The following is a 17,905-nucleotide window of genomic DNA, read 5'->3' as shown; positions in this document are numbered from 1 at the left end:
ATTTATTACTTTTGAAGCTTGTTAATATGCAGGGATTAATCACAAAGTCAACCGGAAGCTGGTACCAGGTGCAAACACCCGAGGGTGAACGTATAGATTGCCGGATAAAGGGAAAATTCAGAACTAAAGGGATTACGACTACCAACCCGCTAGCCGTGGGGGATGTGGTTGATTTTGATATGGAGCCCGACCAGGAAACCGGCGTGATCACCACCTTGCAGCAACGCAAAAATTACATCATCCGCAAATCCATCAACCTGTCCAAACAGGGGCAGATCATTGCTGCCAACCTGGACCAGGCTATGTTGGTGGTAACTTTAGCGTCACCACGCACGTCTTTAGGCTTTATTGATCGTTTTTTAGTGACAGCTGAAGCCTACAGCATCCCGGCAAAGCTGATCTATAATAAAGTGGACCTGTTTAGCGATGAGGGGCTGGAGATCCTTGCAGAATACAAGGCAGTTTATGAAAAAATAGGCTATCCCTGTTACGAGGTTTCGGCCTTGGAGGGCACCAATATTGATAAGATCCAGGAATTACTAAAGGGCAAAATAACGCTGTTTTCAGGTCATTCAGGCGTTGGGAAATCAAGCCTGATCAATGCCTTGCTGCCCGATCTCGACCTGCGCACCCACCAGGTTTCCGACTGGAGCGACAAGGGGATGCACACCACCACCTTTGCCGAAATGTTTGAACTCCCACAGGGCGGATTCATCATCGATACCCCCGGCATTCGCGAATTGGGTGTTATCGACATAGAAAAACAGGAACTCAGCCACTTCTTCCCCGAAATGCGCGAGCGCATGCACGATTGTCGTTTTAACAACTGTCGCCATATTAATGAGCCCGGCTGCGCCGTACTGGCCGCTTTGGAGGACGGCGAAATTGAATTATCACGTTATGAAAGCTATTTGAGTATTTATAATGGGAATGATACGCGGGCGTAGTAGAAGATCGATACAAAACCTGGTTTAATTAGAAAGAGCAATAAACAACAGCAGATATGAGCTATAACACGTTTAGTATAATTGCGCAAATTGATGATAAGGATGAATATGCAAAATTGCATACCGAAATCGGAAATCTTTTTCCGGCAGCAAAAATCAGACAGGTCGTACATCCTTTTAATGGGATCGTCGGTCAAGTAGACCTTAGGAATATCGATAAGGTTGCTTTTGAAGAAGCGCTGCAGCCCATCTCTGCAGAGATATCAAAACTAAATCCAGATAAAAAAATTGCTTTTGTAGAAGTAGATTGTTTCGGTGGTCAATGTACTTCAGAAGGGAGGGTGTTTCAGAACGGTGAAATACTATTGGAAGAGGAAACTGACCACATAGCTCATGTTAGGTTACTCAAATTAATCAGCGATAACTATCAAACCTGGCACTTTGAACCTTTTACCCGCGAGTATTTTGACAAAAAAGGGGGCATCTGGGGGCAAATAAATGACGGGCCGCTAAAGTTTTTTGGCGTGGGGCTGGCGGTTGCCTATAAAGACAATCCGCTATTCAGGGTTGATATGACAATGAATGAGCTGCTGATTCAAAAATTCGGGAAATTTACATTGTATCTAATGGAGCCGTTGGAAAATACGATAAAGGTTTTAGGCTCGGTATATGATGATTCCGCTGAGACCCTGGATGAAATAACAGCAATAATTAACGAACACATTTTATACACTAAGGCATACGTATTTATTGAACTGATTGACAAAGGTGAGATTGTTAAAATGGATAACTTTGGTGAAGATGGATTCCGGGAATCACTTTACAGATTTAAATCTTTTAACGACAGACCGTTTCCGGAGGCGAATAGCAAACCTGTTGCCAGCGTCCCTAAAAGACAGGAACGCCGGAAAGAAGAAGATCACGAAGAGGATGGTCCGTCCAAATCATTTTGGGAAACTATAAAATGGTTTTTTGGAAAATAACTACATTTCCTAAATATCGTATTTTACTAAACTGTCAGACCGATAAAAAGTCACGGCAATATTTGGGTGGATCTCGCTGATGTCAGGAAAAAGTAAGGGAGGCGGCAAGAATCAAGAAAAGGCCCTTAATATGGTTTCTCATCTTGATTCTTGCTTCTTGTTGTCTTGTATCTATTTTAAGCTAACGCCGTTTTAAAATCTTCCAGCAAATCATCGAGATCTTCAATGCCAATAGATAACCTGATCATTGAGTCAGAAATGCCCATTTCAGCGCGTTTTTCAGCGCCAAGCTCATTAAATATGGTATGCGCCACAGGGATAGCCAGTGTGCGGGTATCCCCCAGGTTGCTTGACTTAATAACCAGTTTCAGCTTGTTTAAGAATGCAAAGCAATCGATGCTGTTATCCAATTCGATGCTCATCAGTCCGCCGAATTTATAGAACAGTTTGGCTGCCATCTGGTGCTGCGGGTGTGACTCCAGGCCAGGGTAGTAAACTTTTTTGATCAACGGATGTGCTTCAAAAAAGGTAGCCAGGGCCAGCGCATTAGCACAGGCACGTTCCTGGCGCAGGGCCAATGTTTCAGAACCTACAGAGATGGAATGTGCAGCTTCAGGAGATAATGTGCCTCCGGCATCACGCAAGCCTTTTTTGCGGATCTGCGTCATGCCTAAAACTTCAGGTTTAACCTGGGCTTTAAAGCCCTCGAATATGTTCGGGAAGTTGGTCCAGTTAAACAGGCCGGTATCGGTAACACTGCCGCCAAGGGCATTGCCGTGGCCGCCAATATATTTGGTTAAGGAGTTGATTACCAAACTTGCCTTTACATTAGCCGGTTTGAAGTTATAGGGCGAGGTCATGGTGTTATCCACTACGTAGATGATGCCTTTTTCTTCGCACAGGTCGCCTATTTTTTCCAGGTCGGCTATTTGCGTTGCAGGGTTTGCAATGGTTTCTACAAAGATCAGGCGAGTATTGTCCTTTAGCTCCGCCTTTATGTTATCAACCGAGGTAGCATCAGTAAAAGTAATATCGAGCCCCATATCCATAAACGACTGGAACACGCTGCGGGTGTTACCAAACAAAAAGGAGCTTGCTAAGATGTGGTCGCCATGCTTAATTAAAGCGAGGATTGTTGCAGATATAGCCGCCATCCCGGTTGAAAACGCAATGGTCGACATACCATTTTCCATATTGGTTACCTTATGCTCCAGCGCGGTAACGGTTGGGTTGCCCTGGCGGGAGTAAGCGTAGCCTTTTTTCTTGTTTTGGAAAATATCAACAAGGTCCTGCACATCATCATAGCCGTAAGTAACAGAGGTATGTACGGGTTTGTGCAGGGCTCCGTGTTCAGGTTTGCCTAAGCGGTCAGAGTGTAATATGGTGGTGGTAAATCCTTTTGAGGCCATCGAAGAAAAAATTATTTATTAACAGATTGCGAAACTAATAAAATTGAAAGGGAGTTTTGATTAATTTTCACATTAGCGGTTTAAATGCTTGATAGAATTGCACTAAGTTGACTATGTTTGACTTTAACTTAATCAACCACTGTCTTAATATAACTTAATCAACCACGTACATGAGAGCAGTAATACAAAGAGTAACTGAAGCCAATTGCAAAGTAGATGAGGAAATAACAGGCGCTATTGGCTTAGGATTTTTGGTGTTACTGGGGATTGAAGACGCAGATACCGACGACGACCTGCAATGGCTGGCACAGAAAATCTCGGTCTTACGTGTTTTTGGCGATGAAAATGGTTTAATGAATAAAGCGCTGGCGGATATAAATGGCGATATTTTACTGATCTCTCAATTTACGTTATTCGCTCAAACTAAAAAAGGAAACCGGCCATCATTTATAAGGGCCGCCAGGCCTGAAAAGGCGATTCCGATGTATGAACAGATGATCAAAACCCTTGAAACGCTAACGTCGAAAAAGATAGAGACCGGCATTTTTGGGGCCGATATGAAGATAAGTTTATTGAACGACGGGCCTGTTACCATTATTATGGATACCAGGGATAAGGACAATCATTAATTTTTTTGAAAATATTTTATGGAAATTAAGGAAGCGCAGCATCTTGTAGATAATTGGATAAAAACAACCGGCATCCGTTATTTTAACGAGCTGACCAACACTGCCATTTTGATGGAGGAAGTGGGCGAGGTTGCCCGCATTATGGCAAGGCAGTATGGTGAGCAATCGTTTAAAAAATCGGATACGGAAGTTAACCTGGCTGATGAGATGGCGGATGTGCTTTTTGTGCTGATCTGCCTGGCAAATCAAACGGGGATAGACCTGACTGAAGCCCTTGAAAAGAATATGGAGAAGAAAAGCATAAGGGACAAAGACAGGCACCGGAATAATGAGAAACTCAAATCCTGAAATATGAAAAGGCTTATTTGGCTCCCCGCTTTATGTTTTTTACTGGCTGCCTGCGGAAACGGGAACCCCGGAAAGGAAAAAGCAAAGGCTATGAATGTTGTATTAAAGAATGCTCCGGCAGCTGCAGACATGGTGGTTAGTTACAAAAAGGCGGCTATCCCGGATCCGGGTGTTCGCGATACTTCAAAAAAAGTAACTAAAGAGGGTGAAATTAGCTTTGAGGCAGGTAATATAAGCGAGGCAAGGACGGCAATCTATAATTCGTTGACTCAATTAGGCGGTTATATAGCAGAGGAAAGTGAAAAAAATAATAGCGATAATAACCGCAAGGAATATAACATCAGTGCCCGGGTTCCTGCAAAAAGCTTTGAACGCTTTTTGAGCGGCGTCTCATCAATTGCTGAAAGGGTGGATTCAAAAGATATCAGTATTAAGGATGTTACTACCGAATATATCGATATGTCAGCCCAACTATCAAATAAAAAGAAGTTAGAAGAGCGTTACCTCGATTTGCTGAAAAAGGCAAATAAAATGAGTGATGTGCTTGAAATTGAAGACAAGCTCACCGAAATCCGTAGCGACATAGAGTCGGCACAAGGGCAATTAAACTATTTGGTTAAACAGGTTAACTACAGCTCGCTGGATATTACCTTTTACGCCAGGGAGCTAGTACAGGATAACGGTAAAACCTTTGGTTATAAATTAATGTCTGCATTGTCCGGCGGCTGGGAAGTCCTTGGTGTGATGTTTTTTGGCTTCCTGGGTTTATGGCCGCTGTGGATTGTGTTAATTATACTTTTTTACATGGTGAAGGCGTGGCACAAAAAGAATAAGGCAAACGATGGCGAGGCAAAGAATAGCTTACCACAGTAGATAACTAGGGGGTAGGTAACCGCTACTAATTCCTGCTACTGAATAACTAATTTCACAAGCTTCTCCCCATCCAGTACTGGGATAGCCGTGGTTATATCCACCTGTAAGCAAAATTCTATATCCTTCTCAATACCCAACTTTTTGAGGCGCTCACCGTGAGAGGTTTTTTTGAGATAGTCGTTGATGTCATTTTTACCAAGCTGGAAAAGATCATTGACGGCAATGGCGGCGTCATCGAGCTTTAAACCTGTTTCCTTGAGCTGTTCAACAACGGCTCCCGCAAAAAGGCTGTCCTCCAGGTTGAAGTTGTTTTTCCAGCCTGCGCATACCAGCAGGATGTTTTCGTCCTGGGTTTTAAGCCAGTTACATAATGTAGTGAGGTTTAAAAATGAACCAATAACGATTTTTTTAGCCTTGCGCGAGAGATGCAGCGCCTGTGTGCCATTGGTGGTGGTCAGCACAACGGTTTTACCTGCAACTTTTTCCTTTGTGTAGGAGAACGGCGAGTTTCCAAAATCAAACCCGGTTACCACTTCGCCATTACGCTCGGCGGCCAGTAAATGTCCATGTGAACGATAAGCTTCACATTCTTCAACTCCTGATACCGGGATTATTGCCACGGCACCATTTTCGATACCATAGCAAATGGATGATGTGGCCCTGAAAATGTCGATAATAACCACAACACTATCCTCCACATCATAAAGCGGGATCAGTACAGGTGTGAGGCAAACGTTGAGTTGGTTCATTAGTTCAATGGTTCATTAGTTCATTGGTACAAAACTGGTGAATCAATGAACGGGGAGAAAATAAGGTAAGTAAGATAGTCAGCGAGGTTACGTTCATTAGCCCGTTGGCAAGTACCAATGAACTAATGAACAAATAAACCAATGAACTACTTGGCAAACGGCGGTTTTACAATCTTCGCCTTAATTTTGTTGTCTCTTATACTGATGAAGATCTCGGTGCCTTCCTTCGCGAATTCGGTTTTAACATAGCCCATTCCAATTGCCTTTTGCAGCGATGGCGATTGCGTGCCTGATGTTACTTTACCTATTTTGTTACCATCGGCATCCACAATTTCATAATCATGGCGGGGAATGCCGCGGTCAATCATTTCAAAGCCAACCAGGCGTTGTTTTACACCTTCTTGTTTTTGCTGCTGTAATGCCGGCGAGTTGTTGAATTCCTTGCTGAATTTTGTTACCCAACCCAGGCCGGCTTCCAATGGTGATGTGGTATCGTCAATGTCGTTACCGTAAAGGCAGAAGCCCATCTCCAGGCGTAAGGTATCACGCGCACCAAGCCCTATTGGTTTTATGCTGAATGGTTTGCCAGCTTCAAAAATGGCATCCCAGATCTTTTCAGCATTTGCGTTTTCGAAATAGATCTCAAAGCCGCCGGCACCTGTATAGCCTGTTGCGGACACGACTACATTGTCAACCCCGGCAAATGTCCCTTTTTTAAAGGTATAATATTCCATTGAGGCCAGGTCGATATCGGTTAAGCTTTGTAAAGCAGCAGCTGCTTTCGGGCCCTGTATTGCTAAGAGTGATGTGCGGTCCGAAATGTTTTTCATATCAGCGCCCATGGTATTGAATTTTGAGATCCAATCCCAATCCTTATCGATGTTTGAGGCGTTAACCACCAGCATATAGGTTTTTTCGTCGATGCGGTAAACCAAAAGGTCGTCAACTATACCGCCGTCTAAATTTGGCAGGCAGGAGTATTGTACTTTACCATCATATAATTTGGATGCATCATTGCTGGTAACCTGCTGGATTAGTTCTAATGCGTGGTCACCCTTAATAACGAATTCGCCCATGTGGCTCACGTCAAACACCCCTACGCCGTTGCGTACGGTTTCGTGTTCGGCATTGATGCCTGCATATTGTACGGGCATGTTATAACCTGCAAAGGGAACCATTTTGGCGCCTTCCTTTATATGAACGTCAGTTAAAGCGGTATTTTTCATTTATAGCTATATATGCGGCAAAAGTAACAATGATTTACGAATTACGATTTACGATTTTAGATTTGCTTACCGGATAAGGCATTTAACCAGTCGTAATTAAATAACGGATTCATAAAAGTCAACCAGTTTTTTGGTTACCTTGTTTACGTCGTGCTGTTCTTCCATTAATTTACGGGCGTTAAGGCCGATTTCCTTGCAGTACTCTTCATCGGCTATACAAAGCTTTATGGCATCGTAAAACTCATCAAAATTGTTGGCGATAATAATATTTGTACCGTTTGCGTAATCAATTCCCTCGGCGCCAAGCGAGGTGGAGATGATGCATTTCTGCATGGCCATACCCTCTACTATCTTAACCCGCATTCCACCGCCAGACATTAATGGAACTATCATTATTGATTTGCTGTTTACAAATTCCAGCGCATCATCAACCTCGCCCTGTATAAAGATCTTGCCCATCACATCGTAGTCATCAAAGCGTTCAGGTATGTCATTGCCGGCTACGTAGAATTTTACACGCAGGTCGCCGTCCGTTAATTCCTTGTTAAAATTTTCGATAAACCACTCAATTCCCTCGCGGTTTGGCAGCCAGTCGAGCGAACCGAGGAAGAACAGGCTCGGGAACTCGGTTTTACTGAAATCAGGTTTATAATGATCCAGGTTAATGCCCACCGGCAGGATCTCGATGGGGATCTTTGTGCCATATTCAAGCAGTGTGGCTTTATCCTGGGCTGTAAATACGGCTATCGCGTTAAAGCTATTCAGCCGCTGCAGCTCATAGTTTTTTATCCGCTTGGCATGCAACTTCAGGTACGACTTTTTAAATGGATCATTTTTTTGATCCGATAATCGCTGCCAAACCTGGTTCTCGATGTTATGCGACCGGTAAATGAGTTTTGCCTTTGAATGTTTGCGCACCGCATCCAAATACAGGGAAACCAACAGCCCTTCGAATTGAATAACGTCATAATCCCTTAGCCGCAGCTCACGGATCAATAATTTCTCAAATTCGGGGTCATAGTACCTATCAATATTGAACGAGGTTTTGCTGAATAAATTTATGGCTACTTCAAGCACAGATACATTGGTATCGATGTCATAAGCCCGGTAATTTATTTTGGAAAGCAGGTCCTTATCATCCTCGTTATTTTCGTGGTGATTCTTCTTGGCATTGAGGGCCACCAATGAAACTTCATGTCCAAGGTTTACTAATCCGCGGATAGTATTGCATACCACGATAGGGTATCCTCCGTTTTGTGGAAAAGGCACACGATGGGTTAAAATTAGGATTCTCAAGCGTTAATCAGGATTTTAACAAAAATATAAAAAATGGGTTATTGGGAAGCGGTAAAATGGTGATAAGATGGATTTTTCAGGAAGAAATTACGATAATTGCAAAGATTATTTAAAGCAATTAAGCGTTTTCCAACAAAAAATCCCCACTTATACCAAGTTTGTTATGTACCGCTTTTAAGAATGTAACATCTGGTTCGCGTTTACCACTTAATATTTGGGATAATTTCGAAGTTCCCAGGCCTAGCATTTCTGCAAGCTTTACCTGGGTTAGGTTTAGTTCTTTGATCTTATGTTGAATCACAGAATTAATAGTAACAGGCAGGGGCATAATTTTCAAAACATTGTCCTCATATTGTTCTGCCAATAGGCTAAGGTGATTTAACTCTTCCTTTTCAGGATCACTTAAAAAATTGAATCCGCCTATCTCTGTCGCCTTTTTTATAAAACTTTCTATCAAAGCCATCACCTGGTTATACTGGGCTTCATTCCTTATTTTATCAATCATCTCTTATCTCAAATAGTTGAACAATCAATTTTATCGTATTCGCTATGAGTACCTACAAAACGTATATACAGCGTACGCTTATCAAAAAACATCATTGCAACGAGCCGGAAATCATCACCTTTTATGTTAAACACATATCTGTCATTGCCAACGTAGTCTACATTGTTAAATGCCTTTTTAATATCTGCGAGTTTATTCCAATCAGCAGTTTTTGCAATATTATACCATGTATTTAGTGATGACGCAGATGCTGGATGTTTTTCTGCAAAATCCAAAAGCGTTCTTTTAATAATGATTACCACTGATCAAATGTAAATATTTATTTCAAATTTTTAAATAAATTTAATAAAATGAAATATTATCTCTGTCAATTCTTTCGCATGTGATGGTCGTGTTCTTTTAGCTCAGAACATCTCCAACTGCGGATCGCTCACCCTGAATGTGCGGCGGTGGTAAGGCGTATAACCTATCTTCATAACTGTTTCGCGGTGTTTGATGGTTGGGTAGCCTTTGTTTTTGTGCCAGTCGTATTCAGGATGTTCTTCAGCAATCTGTTTCATGTAGTCATCCCGGTAGGTTTTGGCGAGGATGGATGCAGCTGCTATACTGAAATATTTGGCATCGCCCTCAACTATGCATTTATGCGGCACGTCCCGGTATTTATTAAACCTGTTGCCATCTATTATCAAAAACTGCGGATTTAAATGCAACTTTTCAATGGCCCGGTGCATTGCTAAAAAGGAAGCGTTAAGGATATTAATAGCGTCGATTTCAATATTATCAACAATACCTACGGCGTGGGCGATTGCCTTTTCTTCTATTTCAATTCTGAGCCTGTATCGCACTTCTTCCGATAATTGCTTGGAATCGTTTAATAACTCATGTTCAAAATCATCCGGCAAGATTACAGCGGCAGCGAATACGGGGCCTGCCAGGCAGCCACGGCCAGCTTCGTCACAGCCGGCCTCTAGAAATTCAAATTGATATCGTGATAACAGCATTTGAGTTGAAAACGTTGTAGAAGTTGTAGTTGTTATAAATGTTGAAAATTGTTTTTATGGCAGGTCATGCTGAACTTGTTTCAGTATCCCACAGGACAGGTAGCCGATATTAAAGGCGCAGACTAATTAGATTAGATACTGAAACAAGTTCAGCATGACGATTTTGACCCAATAACTTCTAAAAAATCCTCAGCGTCAGCAACGTCACATCATCAATAGGCTTACCCTTAATTACCAAATTAATATGGTTCATCAGCAACTCATTAAAATCATTTGGCGGCAGGTGGCCTTTGGCCTTTACAAAATCCAGCAGGGTTTCTTCAGTCCAATTTTTGTTGGGGTGCTCATGGTCCATCAGCCCATCGGTGTAATTCACTATCATGGTGCCAGGCTCAATGTCCACCTCGCCCTGGTTAATAAAGGGGAGTTCGTCGAAAACGCCGATCATAGTAGTGCCAAGCTTCAAAGTGATGAGTTCATCATTCGAAACAAGTATAGTGGCATTATGCCCGGCGTTAATATAATTGAGTTTGCGGGTATGCTGGTTGTATTTGGCCAAAAAGAGCGTAATGAACCGCTCGCCTTTGGTGTTGTTGATAACGATCTTGTTTAGTCTGTCGATAATATTTGTCAAATCGTCTTCCACTGCGGCCCAGGCGTGCAGGCTGGCCTGGAAGTTTGCCATCAGCAGTGCAGCCGAAATTCCCTTGCCGGAAACATCCGCGATGCACCATAAAAATTCATTTTCGTTCAGCCGGATAAAGTCAAAATAGTCGCCGCCGATGTTTTGATGGGGAATATAGCGCGCACTCACCTCAACACTGGTATCCTTATATGTTTTCAGTGGGATGAGCATATTCTGCACCTCAACCGCCAGCTCCATTTCGCGCTGGAAACGTTCAGACAGGATCCGCTCACGAAACAGTTTCTTATTCTCAAGCGCAACAACAATTACGTTTATTACGGTTTGAATAAAGTTAAGGTCGTTATTTAAGAGCTCGCCCGACGGGTTGAAATCGCCTATCAAGGCATAAGCAAGCACCTTTTTTTTATGGTAGATGGGGATAAAGTAATCGTATTTGCAAAGCAGCGGGTCTTGGTGGTTGGCCAACGGAGTAGGCCATTTAAATTTATTCAGCTTAACGCAGGCTTTGTGTATAACGCTAACCGACTCAACGTCGCCCCCGTATTTAGAGATCAGCACGTAACCGCCGTCCTTTTCAATTAAAAACCTCAGTTTGCCTACCTGCAAGTAGCTTTTTAGGATCACTTGCAACATTTGCAGTAATGTAGATGTGGCAGTATCTTTATTAATAGCCTGGGTTACTTCAAGCAAAGCATTTAGCTCTGTCTGTCTTTTAAGCAACAACCGTATTAATTCGTCTTCGGCCGAGGTGTCGTCAATATTCTGCATCAGTAATTTACAAGGACAGCCTAAAATAAAGATATTTTCTTTTAAAAACCGGTACTTTATTATTTTATATCAAAAGCATTAGTTAAAACAACTGTAACTAAGTGACTTTGTTTTAAAATGGTTACGCAAATTATTGTTAGGATTACACTAATTTTGGGTGAACAAGTTGGTTGCAGTTATACCCAACATTCTAACCTAATCAACTCAATCCAACTCAATCAACTTATTTAACCACCCTATCCTTCCATGTATAGGTTTTTGTATTCCCGATAATGCCTACGTAAATGAAATAAATAATATGCAGCGGAATAATGATGATCAGCAACGATACAAGTGATGGCCGCTTAAAGAACGCGGCGATAGGATAAAGGAACACGAGTTCGAAGGTATACTTTAATAAAAATTGGATGGCAAATACCTTAAGGAAAAACACATCGTATATTCCCAGTAATGCATTTATTATTAACGATACATTGAACAACCAAATGCCCACCGAAAACGCAATTACCGACTTGTCCTTGTACTTTATAGATTTTGAGGCCCATCTGCGGCGCTGTTGTAAAAACTCCTTCAGGTTGGGTTTGGCATGTGTGAATACCACTGCATCAAACAGTTTTAAAAAGCCGATCTTCCCGGGATAACGCTCGGCTACTTTTTGCAGCAGCAATTCATCATCGCCCGATGCCAGGTCGTCTATTCCTTTGAATCCGCCAACCTCGTAAAAAATATCCTTGCGATAGGCGAAGTTTGCACCGTTACAGGTGGATGCTCTCTTGTTGCCGATAAATGCAGCGCCAATACCTATCAGGAAGCTAAATTCCAGGGTTTGCATCCGCTCGAACAACGATTTCTCCTCGAAATAAGTTACCGGCGATGATATCATTACCGGGTGATACTGTTCGTAATACCCCACCACGGTTGCAAGCCAGTTTGGGCCCATGCGGCAATCGGCATCGGTAGCTACCATAAGGTCGCCGCTTGAAAGATCAATGGCTTTGGCAATAGCCTTTTTTTTGTAGGAATTGAGTGGTTTATCCTCATTCATCTGCAACAGCTTCACACCACGGTTAGCGTAGCTGAGGATGATCTGCGAGGTGCGATCGGTTGAATGATCGTCGGCAATAATTATTTCTGTAAGATGCTTTGGGTAGTTCTGCGCCAAAATATCCTCAATGGTTAGGTGGATTTTTTCTTCCTCGTTACGTGCCGCAATAAGTACGGTTACTTTTGTGGTAAACCCTGAAAGCTTGGCCGAAGGCGGCTTTACGGCAGCCCAGCCTTTTATTAAATATGCTAAAACGGCCAGGTATAAAACCGTAAGTAAAATGGATGGTATGCTAAGCAGTGCGATCAAAGAATTTTAATTTAAAGACAAATACGGAGCCTAAAATAGCAGGAATTATCAGGTTTATAATATAAATGAGCGAAACCGCCACAATAATGGCGATATGCTGATCTGTTACATAACTAAAAAGTTTATCGGCAGTGATGCCCCTTACGCCGATATCAAAAATATCAAGCGATGGTATGGCCGATTGAATAAAGAAGAAAAGGAACATCAATAACGACATTTCGTACAGCGGAATCTCCGGAATAAGCAAATGGATAATAAGGTAATATTGAAAGGTGAACGTACAAAAGCGGGCCAGGCAAAACCACATGATGTTTAACAGCTCACCGGTTTTATACTTGCCCATAATATCAAAAAAGCGGTGGAACTTATGCAGGAATTTTACCCGGTTAAGCAGCGACACCATCCATTTGATATTGAAGTAAAAGGTAAGCATTATAGCCATGAAGCCTACATTAACAACAACAATACCTATCATCCACCAGGTGTTAAGATCAAGAAACTTAAACAGGAACCAAATTGCTGCACCCGCCCCTAATACGTTGGTGATAACATTTTGCCCGAACGAGCCTACCGCCATCGCAAACACGCCGTGAATTCGCTTGCGATTTGGTAAAAACATTACCCTGCCGCCATATTCGCCAATTCGGTTTGGTGTAAACACGGCCCAGGTTAACCCGCAAAACACAGATTCAATTGCTCTCCATACCGACATTGGCGCCAGCTTACGTGTTAAATGCCACCACTTTAACGATTCCAGCACCCAGTTAACTATCATTAACAAAACAACACATACCATAGTGATAACCACCTTATTATAAGTAACATGATCCACAAGCTTTTCGAACTTATGTATGTTGTCGTGGTTTTTTAAGTAGGAATGATAAATAAACCAGGCCGCGAGAACTAAGATGCCAAGTTTAAACAGGTAGGACAATAATTTTTTAGCGCGACCAGTCAAAGGGTAGATTTAATTTTTGCAATAGTACGAAAAAGTTCATGGTTGATGGTTCATAGTTCATGGCTTTTAGAAAAGTTAGCAGTTGATGGTTTTTAGTTTGGAACAGATTAGCCGTTCTGCTTTTTACTATGAACCATCAACTATGAACCATGAACTACTTCAGCCTCGCTTTAAAAAACGCAATAGTTTTTCCGTAGGCATCTTTGGTGGCATCGCTGCTGTATACGGGATTACTGGGGTTGGCAAAGCCATGGTCAGCGTCATATTTGTTAACGGTTAGCTTTTTGCCCGCGGTTTTCATATCGGTCTCAAATTTGGCTACTACCTTTGGGTTTATCCATTTATCTTTATTGGCAAAATTGCCCAATACATCGCAATTTAGCGCTTTTAATGCGGCCAGGTTTTGTTCCGGCATGCCGTAATACATAACACAGGCTACCGCCTGTTTGCCTGAGAGGATGGTGGTTTGTAAGCTCCACCCGCCGCCGAAGCACCAGCCAATGGTAGCGATGTGTGCCTTAGGGCCAACGTAGGCAATTGCGCCGTTGATGATAGCCTTTGCACGGTCTTCGCTTAGACCCTGCATGTATTTACCCGCGTCCTGGGGGTTTGTGGCCACTTTACCGTCGTACAGGTCAAGATCGATGATAGTTACATTGCCAAGGTCATTATAGATCTTTTCAGATTCTTTTTTCACCCAGTCGTTAAGTCCCCACCATTCATGCACCACCAGGATATAGTTGTTTGTCGGGTTCTTTGCCTTCAGCTCATAAGCACCTGCCGTTTTTCCGTCGGCAGTTTTGTAGGTAATGGCTTTGCCAATGCTGCTTTGAAAATGCAAAGGCAGCGGTTTTTTGTGCGACATCACGAATTTGTCGTCGTCGGCCAGCATGGCAAACTGCTGTGTCGCGGTTGCAGGACCATGGCAAACAACCGGCGCCTTAGTCTGGCTGAATGCAAGCACTCCGCTAAATAGAATAGCGGTTAGGAGTAAAAACTTTTTCATACTATGTTGTTTTATTTTTATCGATGGGTGTTTGAACAACCAATATCGGGATAATTTTGTTTGATGGTGAACGTTGAAATGTCTTAGTTCGTTTTTTAGCTAAAAGCTATTTAAGCCAACCTGCCGGTTAAAACCGACAGCAACAAGAATTGCATCTTTCGGACTTACCCCTACTTCAAAATCTCCCTGATATCATCCACCGAAAGTGATTTGATAAAGCTTTCCTCGGTGGTAATCAATGCGCGTGAAAGGCTGAGCTTGCGCTGCTGTAAGGCAAGGATCTTTTCCTCAACGGTATCCTTGGTGATGAACTTATAGATAAACACATTTTTGGTTTGGCCGATGCGGTGCGTACGGTCGATGGCCTGCTGTTCAACGGCTGGGTTCCACCACGGATCGAGAATGAAAACGTAATCAGCTTCGGTAAGGTTGAGGCCTACACCGCCGGCTTTTATCGAGATAAGGAACACCCTTGTTTTTTCATCCTCCTGGAACTGTTTCACCACGTCGCCGCGGTTTTGCGTGGAGCCGTCCAAATAGGCATACGGGATCTTTTCGGTATCAAAGTACTCCCGGTAAATATTCAGTTGCTTTACAAATTGGGAGAAGATGAGCACTTTGTGATTCCCTTCCAGTACGGTGGCAAGGGTATGCACCACGTTCTCAAACTTGCCCGAATCGCCCTCATAATCCTGGTCGATCATGATGGGGTGGTTAGCGATCTGCCTTAACTTTATCAAGCCTTGCAACACCTGGATCTGGGTTTTGGCAAAGGTGCCATCCTCCAAACTCTTTAACAGCTCATTGCGGTATTCCGATTTTACCTTTTCATAAACTTCGGCCTGTTCCTCGCTCATCTGGCAATAGAACAAGTTTTCGATCTTTGGCGGAAGCTCGGTTGCCACCTGCTCCTTCGTTCGGCGTAGTACAAAAGGTTTTATTAGTGCCTGCAGCTTGCGGGCTTTTTCCTCATCTTTTTTCTTTTCTATCGGCGTTACAAACTCGTTCACAAAAAACTGTTGCGCGCCCAGCAGACCGGGATTGATGAACGACATCTGCGTCCACAGATCATTAACCGAATTTTCCACAGGCGTGCCGCTCAGGATCAGTTTAAATCGCGACTTTAATTGCCTTACCGCCTGGAACGATTTTGACGATGGGTTTTTTATGTTCTGGCTTTCATCCAGGATTACATAGTCGAAAAAATAGGCAGTAAGCAGGTCAATATCTATGCGGCTAATGCCGTAGGTGGTGATTACTACATCGTAATTGGCAAACACCTCCGGCGATTTATAACGGAACGTACCTGTATGCACCATTAACCTTAGCTGGGGGGTAAATTTTTTTGCTTCGTTCAGCCAGTTATAAATGAGCGAGGTCGGCATGATAACCAGCGAGGTTGCCTTTCCACCTGCTGCTTCTGTATCTTCCTTATGTTTTTGCAGCAGTGCCAGCGTTTGGATGGTTTTACCCAAACCCATGTCGTCCGCCAAACATCCGCCAAAATGATAGTTCTTTAAAAAGTGGAACCAGTTGTAGCCGGCCTTTTGATAGGGCCTTAAATTACCTTCGAAATATTCCGGCAGGCCGATGTCTTCCAGTTCCTCAAAATCCAAAAGCTTTTGCAGCTTGCGCGTCATGGTTACACTGGCCATTTCGCCTTCGGCAAGTTCATTTACCAGGCCGATGTGATGGCGGCGAAGCTTTAAATGGTCACCTCCATCGGTAAAATGCAGCAGGTTGCCATATTGCGAAAACCATTTTTCGGGAATAATGGCGATCTCGCCAGATGGTAATAAAAATTCCTTTTTATGATTGAGGATATGGTTTTTTAACTGGATGAAAGGAATACTGTAGGCCCCGAAATATACAATGGCTTCAATATCGAACCAGTCGTTGTTTTCCTTAACGGCCAGGTCGATTTTGCTGGTACCAAATACATAACGTTTTTGGCTGCCGGAATCAGGCTGCTCAATTTCAAAGCCCTGCTCAATCAGCTCATCATAATGCTGGTTGATCCATTCAAATACGGAAAAGGATTGGTCGGCATCCTCATCATTGGTGGCTACCTCCAGGTTTTTAAACAACGACGATGCCGTTTTTAACCCAAGCGACTCTAAATGATTAAACTTATTTTTCTCCCAGGAAACCGACCTTTTAATGCGGTGAAAGGTATAATCATCGCCTACGCGCTCCATGCGTACGGAGATGAGCCGCTCATCGCCATAAGGAAAAACATAGCCCGCATATTTAAAATAAAGCTGTAGTTGCGAAGTGCCCCCCTCCACATAAATAGGTTTTATCACTGGCCGTGCATCGTATTTTTCAGTATTGATGGTGAAGCCTTCGGCATATACATGGTGTTTCTCGATAAGCGGCGCTACGAATTTTTCGAAGTAAGATTGTTCCGATGATTTTGGGATAGCGATATAGCGCTTGTTTAAAAACGGAAACAGTTTTTTACCCTCGATCTCCTTTTCAAAATGGTACAGTGTGTCATCCAGCAGCATCCATGCAGGATGGTTGCAGATGATCTCTGCATTTTTAAACATGAACTCGATGCGCAGTCCCTGGTATTTTATGGTAGGGAAATACCTGATCTCCTCTTCATTCCGCCTGAAATGGAACAGTACAGTGGCTACCTCGGGCGCTATCTGTAACTTACGCTCGGCGGGGTAGCCCTCCTTGCTCATTTGGTATAGCGGCTTGTCCTTTAATAAGGCTAAGGCCTCGGCCATGCGTTTTTCTATTTTGGGGCGCAGGGTATCGAAAAGCTGTTCGTTAAAGATCTTTGTGAAAAACTCAAACGGGCGGATGGGCTTTTTATAGAACTTTTTGATCAGGTTGCCCTGCTCCATTTCCTCCAATATCTTGATCAGCTTCACATCAACCTCATCGATACAATGGATAAACTCCTTTGCAGTGTTACTGAACAAACGCTGGTGGGTTAGTGAAAATTCGCCGTTGGGGTTTAACTGAACTATGTGTGGTTCAATAACGTACGACAAGTATTCATGCTTTGCAATAGCATAAATTATCTGGCAAGGTTTGCTGCTGTCGACGCGTAACATAGTTCTATAGTAAAAAATTAATAGAAGCTACATCAACAAAAAATTCAAACGTAAACAGAATTTGCAGTAAGTAAAAATGTTTTGTGTTAAATAGTTGTTAACAATGGGGGATGTGGATTAATTTAATGGCTCATTA

At 42.9% G+C, this 17,905-nt stretch carries 17 protein-coding genes; 5 read left to right on the top strand and 12 right to left on the bottom strand.

The window, feature by feature from the left end; translation table 11 throughout:
* Nucleotides 1-26: 26 nt before the first annotated feature.
* On the top strand, nt 27-947 hold the full coding sequence (gene rsgA, locus KXD93_RS10260; protein ID WP_258136999.1) for a ribosome small subunit-dependent GTPase A: 921 nt from the start codon (nt 27-29) through the stop codon (nt 945-947).
* A 56-nt stretch (nt 948-1,003) separates the two neighbouring features.
* Nucleotides 1,004-1,930 carry a hypothetical protein gene (locus tag KXD93_RS10255; RefSeq protein WP_258136998.1) on the top strand — a complete coding sequence of 309 codons (927 nt, stop codon included), beginning with the start codon at nt 1,004-1,006 and terminating at the stop codon, nt 1,928-1,930.
* A 176-nt stretch (nt 1,931-2,106) separates the two neighbouring features.
* Here KXD93_RS10255 and KXD93_RS10250 read toward each other — a convergent pair whose 3' ends face one another.
* A complete protein-coding gene (locus KXD93_RS10250) occupies nt 2,107-3,339 on the bottom strand; it encodes a cystathionine gamma-synthase family protein (protein ID WP_258136997.1) in 1,233 nt (410 codons plus the stop codon).
* A 170-nt stretch (nt 3,340-3,509) separates the two neighbouring features.
* Between KXD93_RS10250 and dtd the strand changes: the two genes are divergently transcribed.
* The 3 genes from dtd to KXD93_RS10235 are packed head-to-tail and all read left to right on the top strand — an operon-like array spanning nt 3,510 to nt 5,189.
* Nucleotides 3,510-3,968 (top strand): D-aminoacyl-tRNA deacylase, encoded by a 459-nt coding sequence (gene dtd, locus KXD93_RS10245; RefSeq protein WP_258136996.1) that lies wholly within the window; start codon nt 3,510-3,512, stop codon nt 3,966-3,968.
* An 18-nt stretch (nt 3,969-3,986) separates the two neighbouring features.
* Nucleotides 3,987-4,316, top strand: coding sequence for a nucleotide pyrophosphohydrolase (locus KXD93_RS10240; RefSeq protein ID WP_258136995.1), 330 nt, complete (start codon nt 3,987-3,989; stop codon nt 4,314-4,316).
* Between the two features lie 3 nt (nt 4,317-4,319).
* Nucleotides 4,320-5,189: a DUF4349 domain-containing protein gene (locus KXD93_RS10235; protein WP_258136994.1), complete on the top strand. Its 870-nt coding sequence runs from the start codon at nt 4,320-4,322 to the stop codon at nt 5,187-5,189.
* 35 nt (nt 5,190-5,224) lie between these two features.
* Here KXD93_RS10235 and KXD93_RS10230 read toward each other — a convergent pair whose 3' ends face one another.
* The 11 genes from KXD93_RS10230 to KXD93_RS10180 all read right to left on the bottom strand — a co-directional run bounded on the left by KXD93_RS10230 (nt 5,225) and on the right by KXD93_RS10180 (nt 17,769).
* Entirely contained in the window at nt 5,225-5,938 is a 714-nt protein-coding gene (locus tag KXD93_RS10230; protein WP_258136993.1) for a 2-phosphosulfolactate phosphatase, read from the bottom strand.
* Nucleotides 5,939-6,084: 146 nt separating this feature from the next.
* Nucleotides 6,085-7,164, bottom strand: coding sequence for a glycine cleavage system aminomethyltransferase GcvT (gene gcvT, locus KXD93_RS10225; protein WP_258136992.1), 1,080 nt, complete (start codon nt 7,162-7,164; stop codon nt 6,085-6,087).
* 96 nt (nt 7,165-7,260) lie between these two features.
* Nucleotides 7,261-8,460, bottom strand: a complete 1,200-nt coding sequence (locus KXD93_RS10220) for a glycosyltransferase family 4 protein (protein WP_258136991.1) — start codon at nt 8,458-8,460, stop codon at nt 7,261-7,263.
* A 118-nt stretch (nt 8,461-8,578) separates the two neighbouring features.
* On the bottom strand, nt 8,579-8,965 hold the full coding sequence (locus tag KXD93_RS10215; protein WP_258136990.1) for a helix-turn-helix domain-containing protein: 387 nt from the start codon (nt 8,963-8,965) through the stop codon (nt 8,579-8,581).
* 8 nt (nt 8,966-8,973) lie between these two features.
* Nucleotides 8,974-9,240: a type II toxin-antitoxin system HigB family toxin gene (locus KXD93_RS10210; protein ID WP_258136989.1), complete on the bottom strand. Its 267-nt coding sequence runs from the start codon at nt 9,238-9,240 to the stop codon at nt 8,974-8,976.
* Between the two features lie 129 nt (nt 9,241-9,369).
* Nucleotides 9,370-9,966 carry a ribonuclease HII gene (gene rnhB / locus KXD93_RS10205; protein ID WP_258136988.1) on the bottom strand — a complete coding sequence of 199 codons (597 nt, stop codon included), beginning with the start codon at nt 9,964-9,966 and terminating at the stop codon, nt 9,370-9,372.
* A 178-nt stretch (nt 9,967-10,144) separates the two neighbouring features.
* Nucleotides 10,145-11,380 (bottom strand): PP2C family protein-serine/threonine phosphatase, encoded by a 1,236-nt coding sequence (locus KXD93_RS10200; RefSeq protein WP_258136987.1) that lies wholly within the window; start codon nt 11,378-11,380, stop codon nt 10,145-10,147.
* A gap of 223 nt (nt 11,381-11,603) precedes the next feature.
* Nucleotides 11,604-12,734 (bottom strand): glycosyltransferase family 2 protein, encoded by a 1,131-nt coding sequence (locus tag KXD93_RS10195; protein WP_258136986.1) that lies wholly within the window; start codon nt 12,732-12,734, stop codon nt 11,604-11,606.
* Nucleotides 12,718-13,692: a lysylphosphatidylglycerol synthase domain-containing protein gene (locus tag KXD93_RS10190; RefSeq protein WP_258136985.1), complete on the bottom strand. Its 975-nt coding sequence runs from the start codon at nt 13,690-13,692 to the stop codon at nt 12,718-12,720. The genes KXD93_RS10195 and KXD93_RS10190 overlap by 17 nt, the downstream gene beginning before the upstream one ends.
* 154 nt (nt 13,693-13,846) lie before the next feature.
* Nucleotides 13,847-14,698: a dienelactone hydrolase family protein gene (locus KXD93_RS10185; RefSeq protein ID WP_258136984.1), complete on the bottom strand. Its 852-nt coding sequence runs from the start codon at nt 14,696-14,698 to the stop codon at nt 13,847-13,849.
* A 170-nt stretch (nt 14,699-14,868) separates the two neighbouring features.
* On the bottom strand, nt 14,869-17,769 hold the full coding sequence (locus tag KXD93_RS10180) for a DEAD/DEAH box helicase (protein WP_258136983.1): 2,901 nt from the start codon (nt 17,767-17,769) through the stop codon (nt 14,869-14,871).
* Between the last annotated feature and the right edge of the window lie 136 nt (nt 17,770-17,905).

It is taken from the genome of Mucilaginibacter phenanthrenivorans (genome assembly GCF_024721155.1).
In the GTDB taxonomy this organism is placed as follows: Bacteria; Bacteroidota; Bacteroidia; order Sphingobacteriales; family Sphingobacteriaceae; genus Mucilaginibacter; species Mucilaginibacter phenanthrenivorans.
The sequence above is the reverse complement of the archived record's forward strand: the minus strand, read 5'-3'. Positions and strand labels throughout refer to the sequence as shown.

Coding starts and splice junctions, on each gene's coding strand:
- rsgA (WP_258136999.1), top strand. CDS start 27: ATGCAGGGATTAATCACAAAGTCAACCGGAAGCTGGTACCAGGTGCAA.
- KXD93_RS10255 (WP_258136998.1), top strand. CDS start 1,004: ATGAGCTATAACACGTTTAGTATAATTGCGCAAATTGATGATAAGGAT.
- KXD93_RS10250 (WP_258136997.1), bottom strand. CDS start 3,339: ATGGCCTCAAAAGGATTTACCACCACCATATTACACTCTGACCGCTTA.
- dtd (WP_258136996.1), top strand. CDS start 3,510: ATGAGAGCAGTAATACAAAGAGTAACTGAAGCCAATTGCAAAGTAGAT.
- KXD93_RS10240 (WP_258136995.1), top strand. CDS start 3,987: ATGGAAATTAAGGAAGCGCAGCATCTTGTAGATAATTGGATAAAAACA.
- KXD93_RS10235 (WP_258136994.1), top strand. CDS start 4,320: ATGAAAAGGCTTATTTGGCTCCCCGCTTTATGTTTTTTACTGGCTGCC.
- KXD93_RS10230 (WP_258136993.1), bottom strand. CDS start 5,938: ATGAACCAACTCAACGTTTGCCTCACACCTGTACTGATCCCGCTTTAT.
- gcvT (WP_258136992.1), bottom strand. CDS start 7,164: ATGAAAAATACCGCTTTAACTGACGTTCATATAAAGGAAGGCGCCAAA.
- KXD93_RS10215 (WP_258136990.1), bottom strand. CDS start 8,965: ATGATTGATAAAATAAGGAATGAAGCCCAGTATAACCAGGTGATGGCT.
- rnhB (WP_258136988.1), bottom strand. CDS start 9,966: ATGCTGTTATCACGATATCAATTTGAATTTCTAGAGGCCGGCTGTGAC.
- KXD93_RS10200 (WP_258136987.1), bottom strand. CDS start 11,380: ATGCAGAATATTGACGACACCTCGGCCGAAGACGAATTAATACGGTTG.
- KXD93_RS10185 (WP_258136984.1), bottom strand. CDS start 14,698: ATGAAAAAGTTTTTACTCCTAACCGCTATTCTATTTAGCGGAGTGCTT.
- KXD93_RS10180 (WP_258136983.1), bottom strand. CDS start 17,769: ATGTTACGCGTCGACAGCAGCAAACCTTGCCAGATAATTTATGCTATT.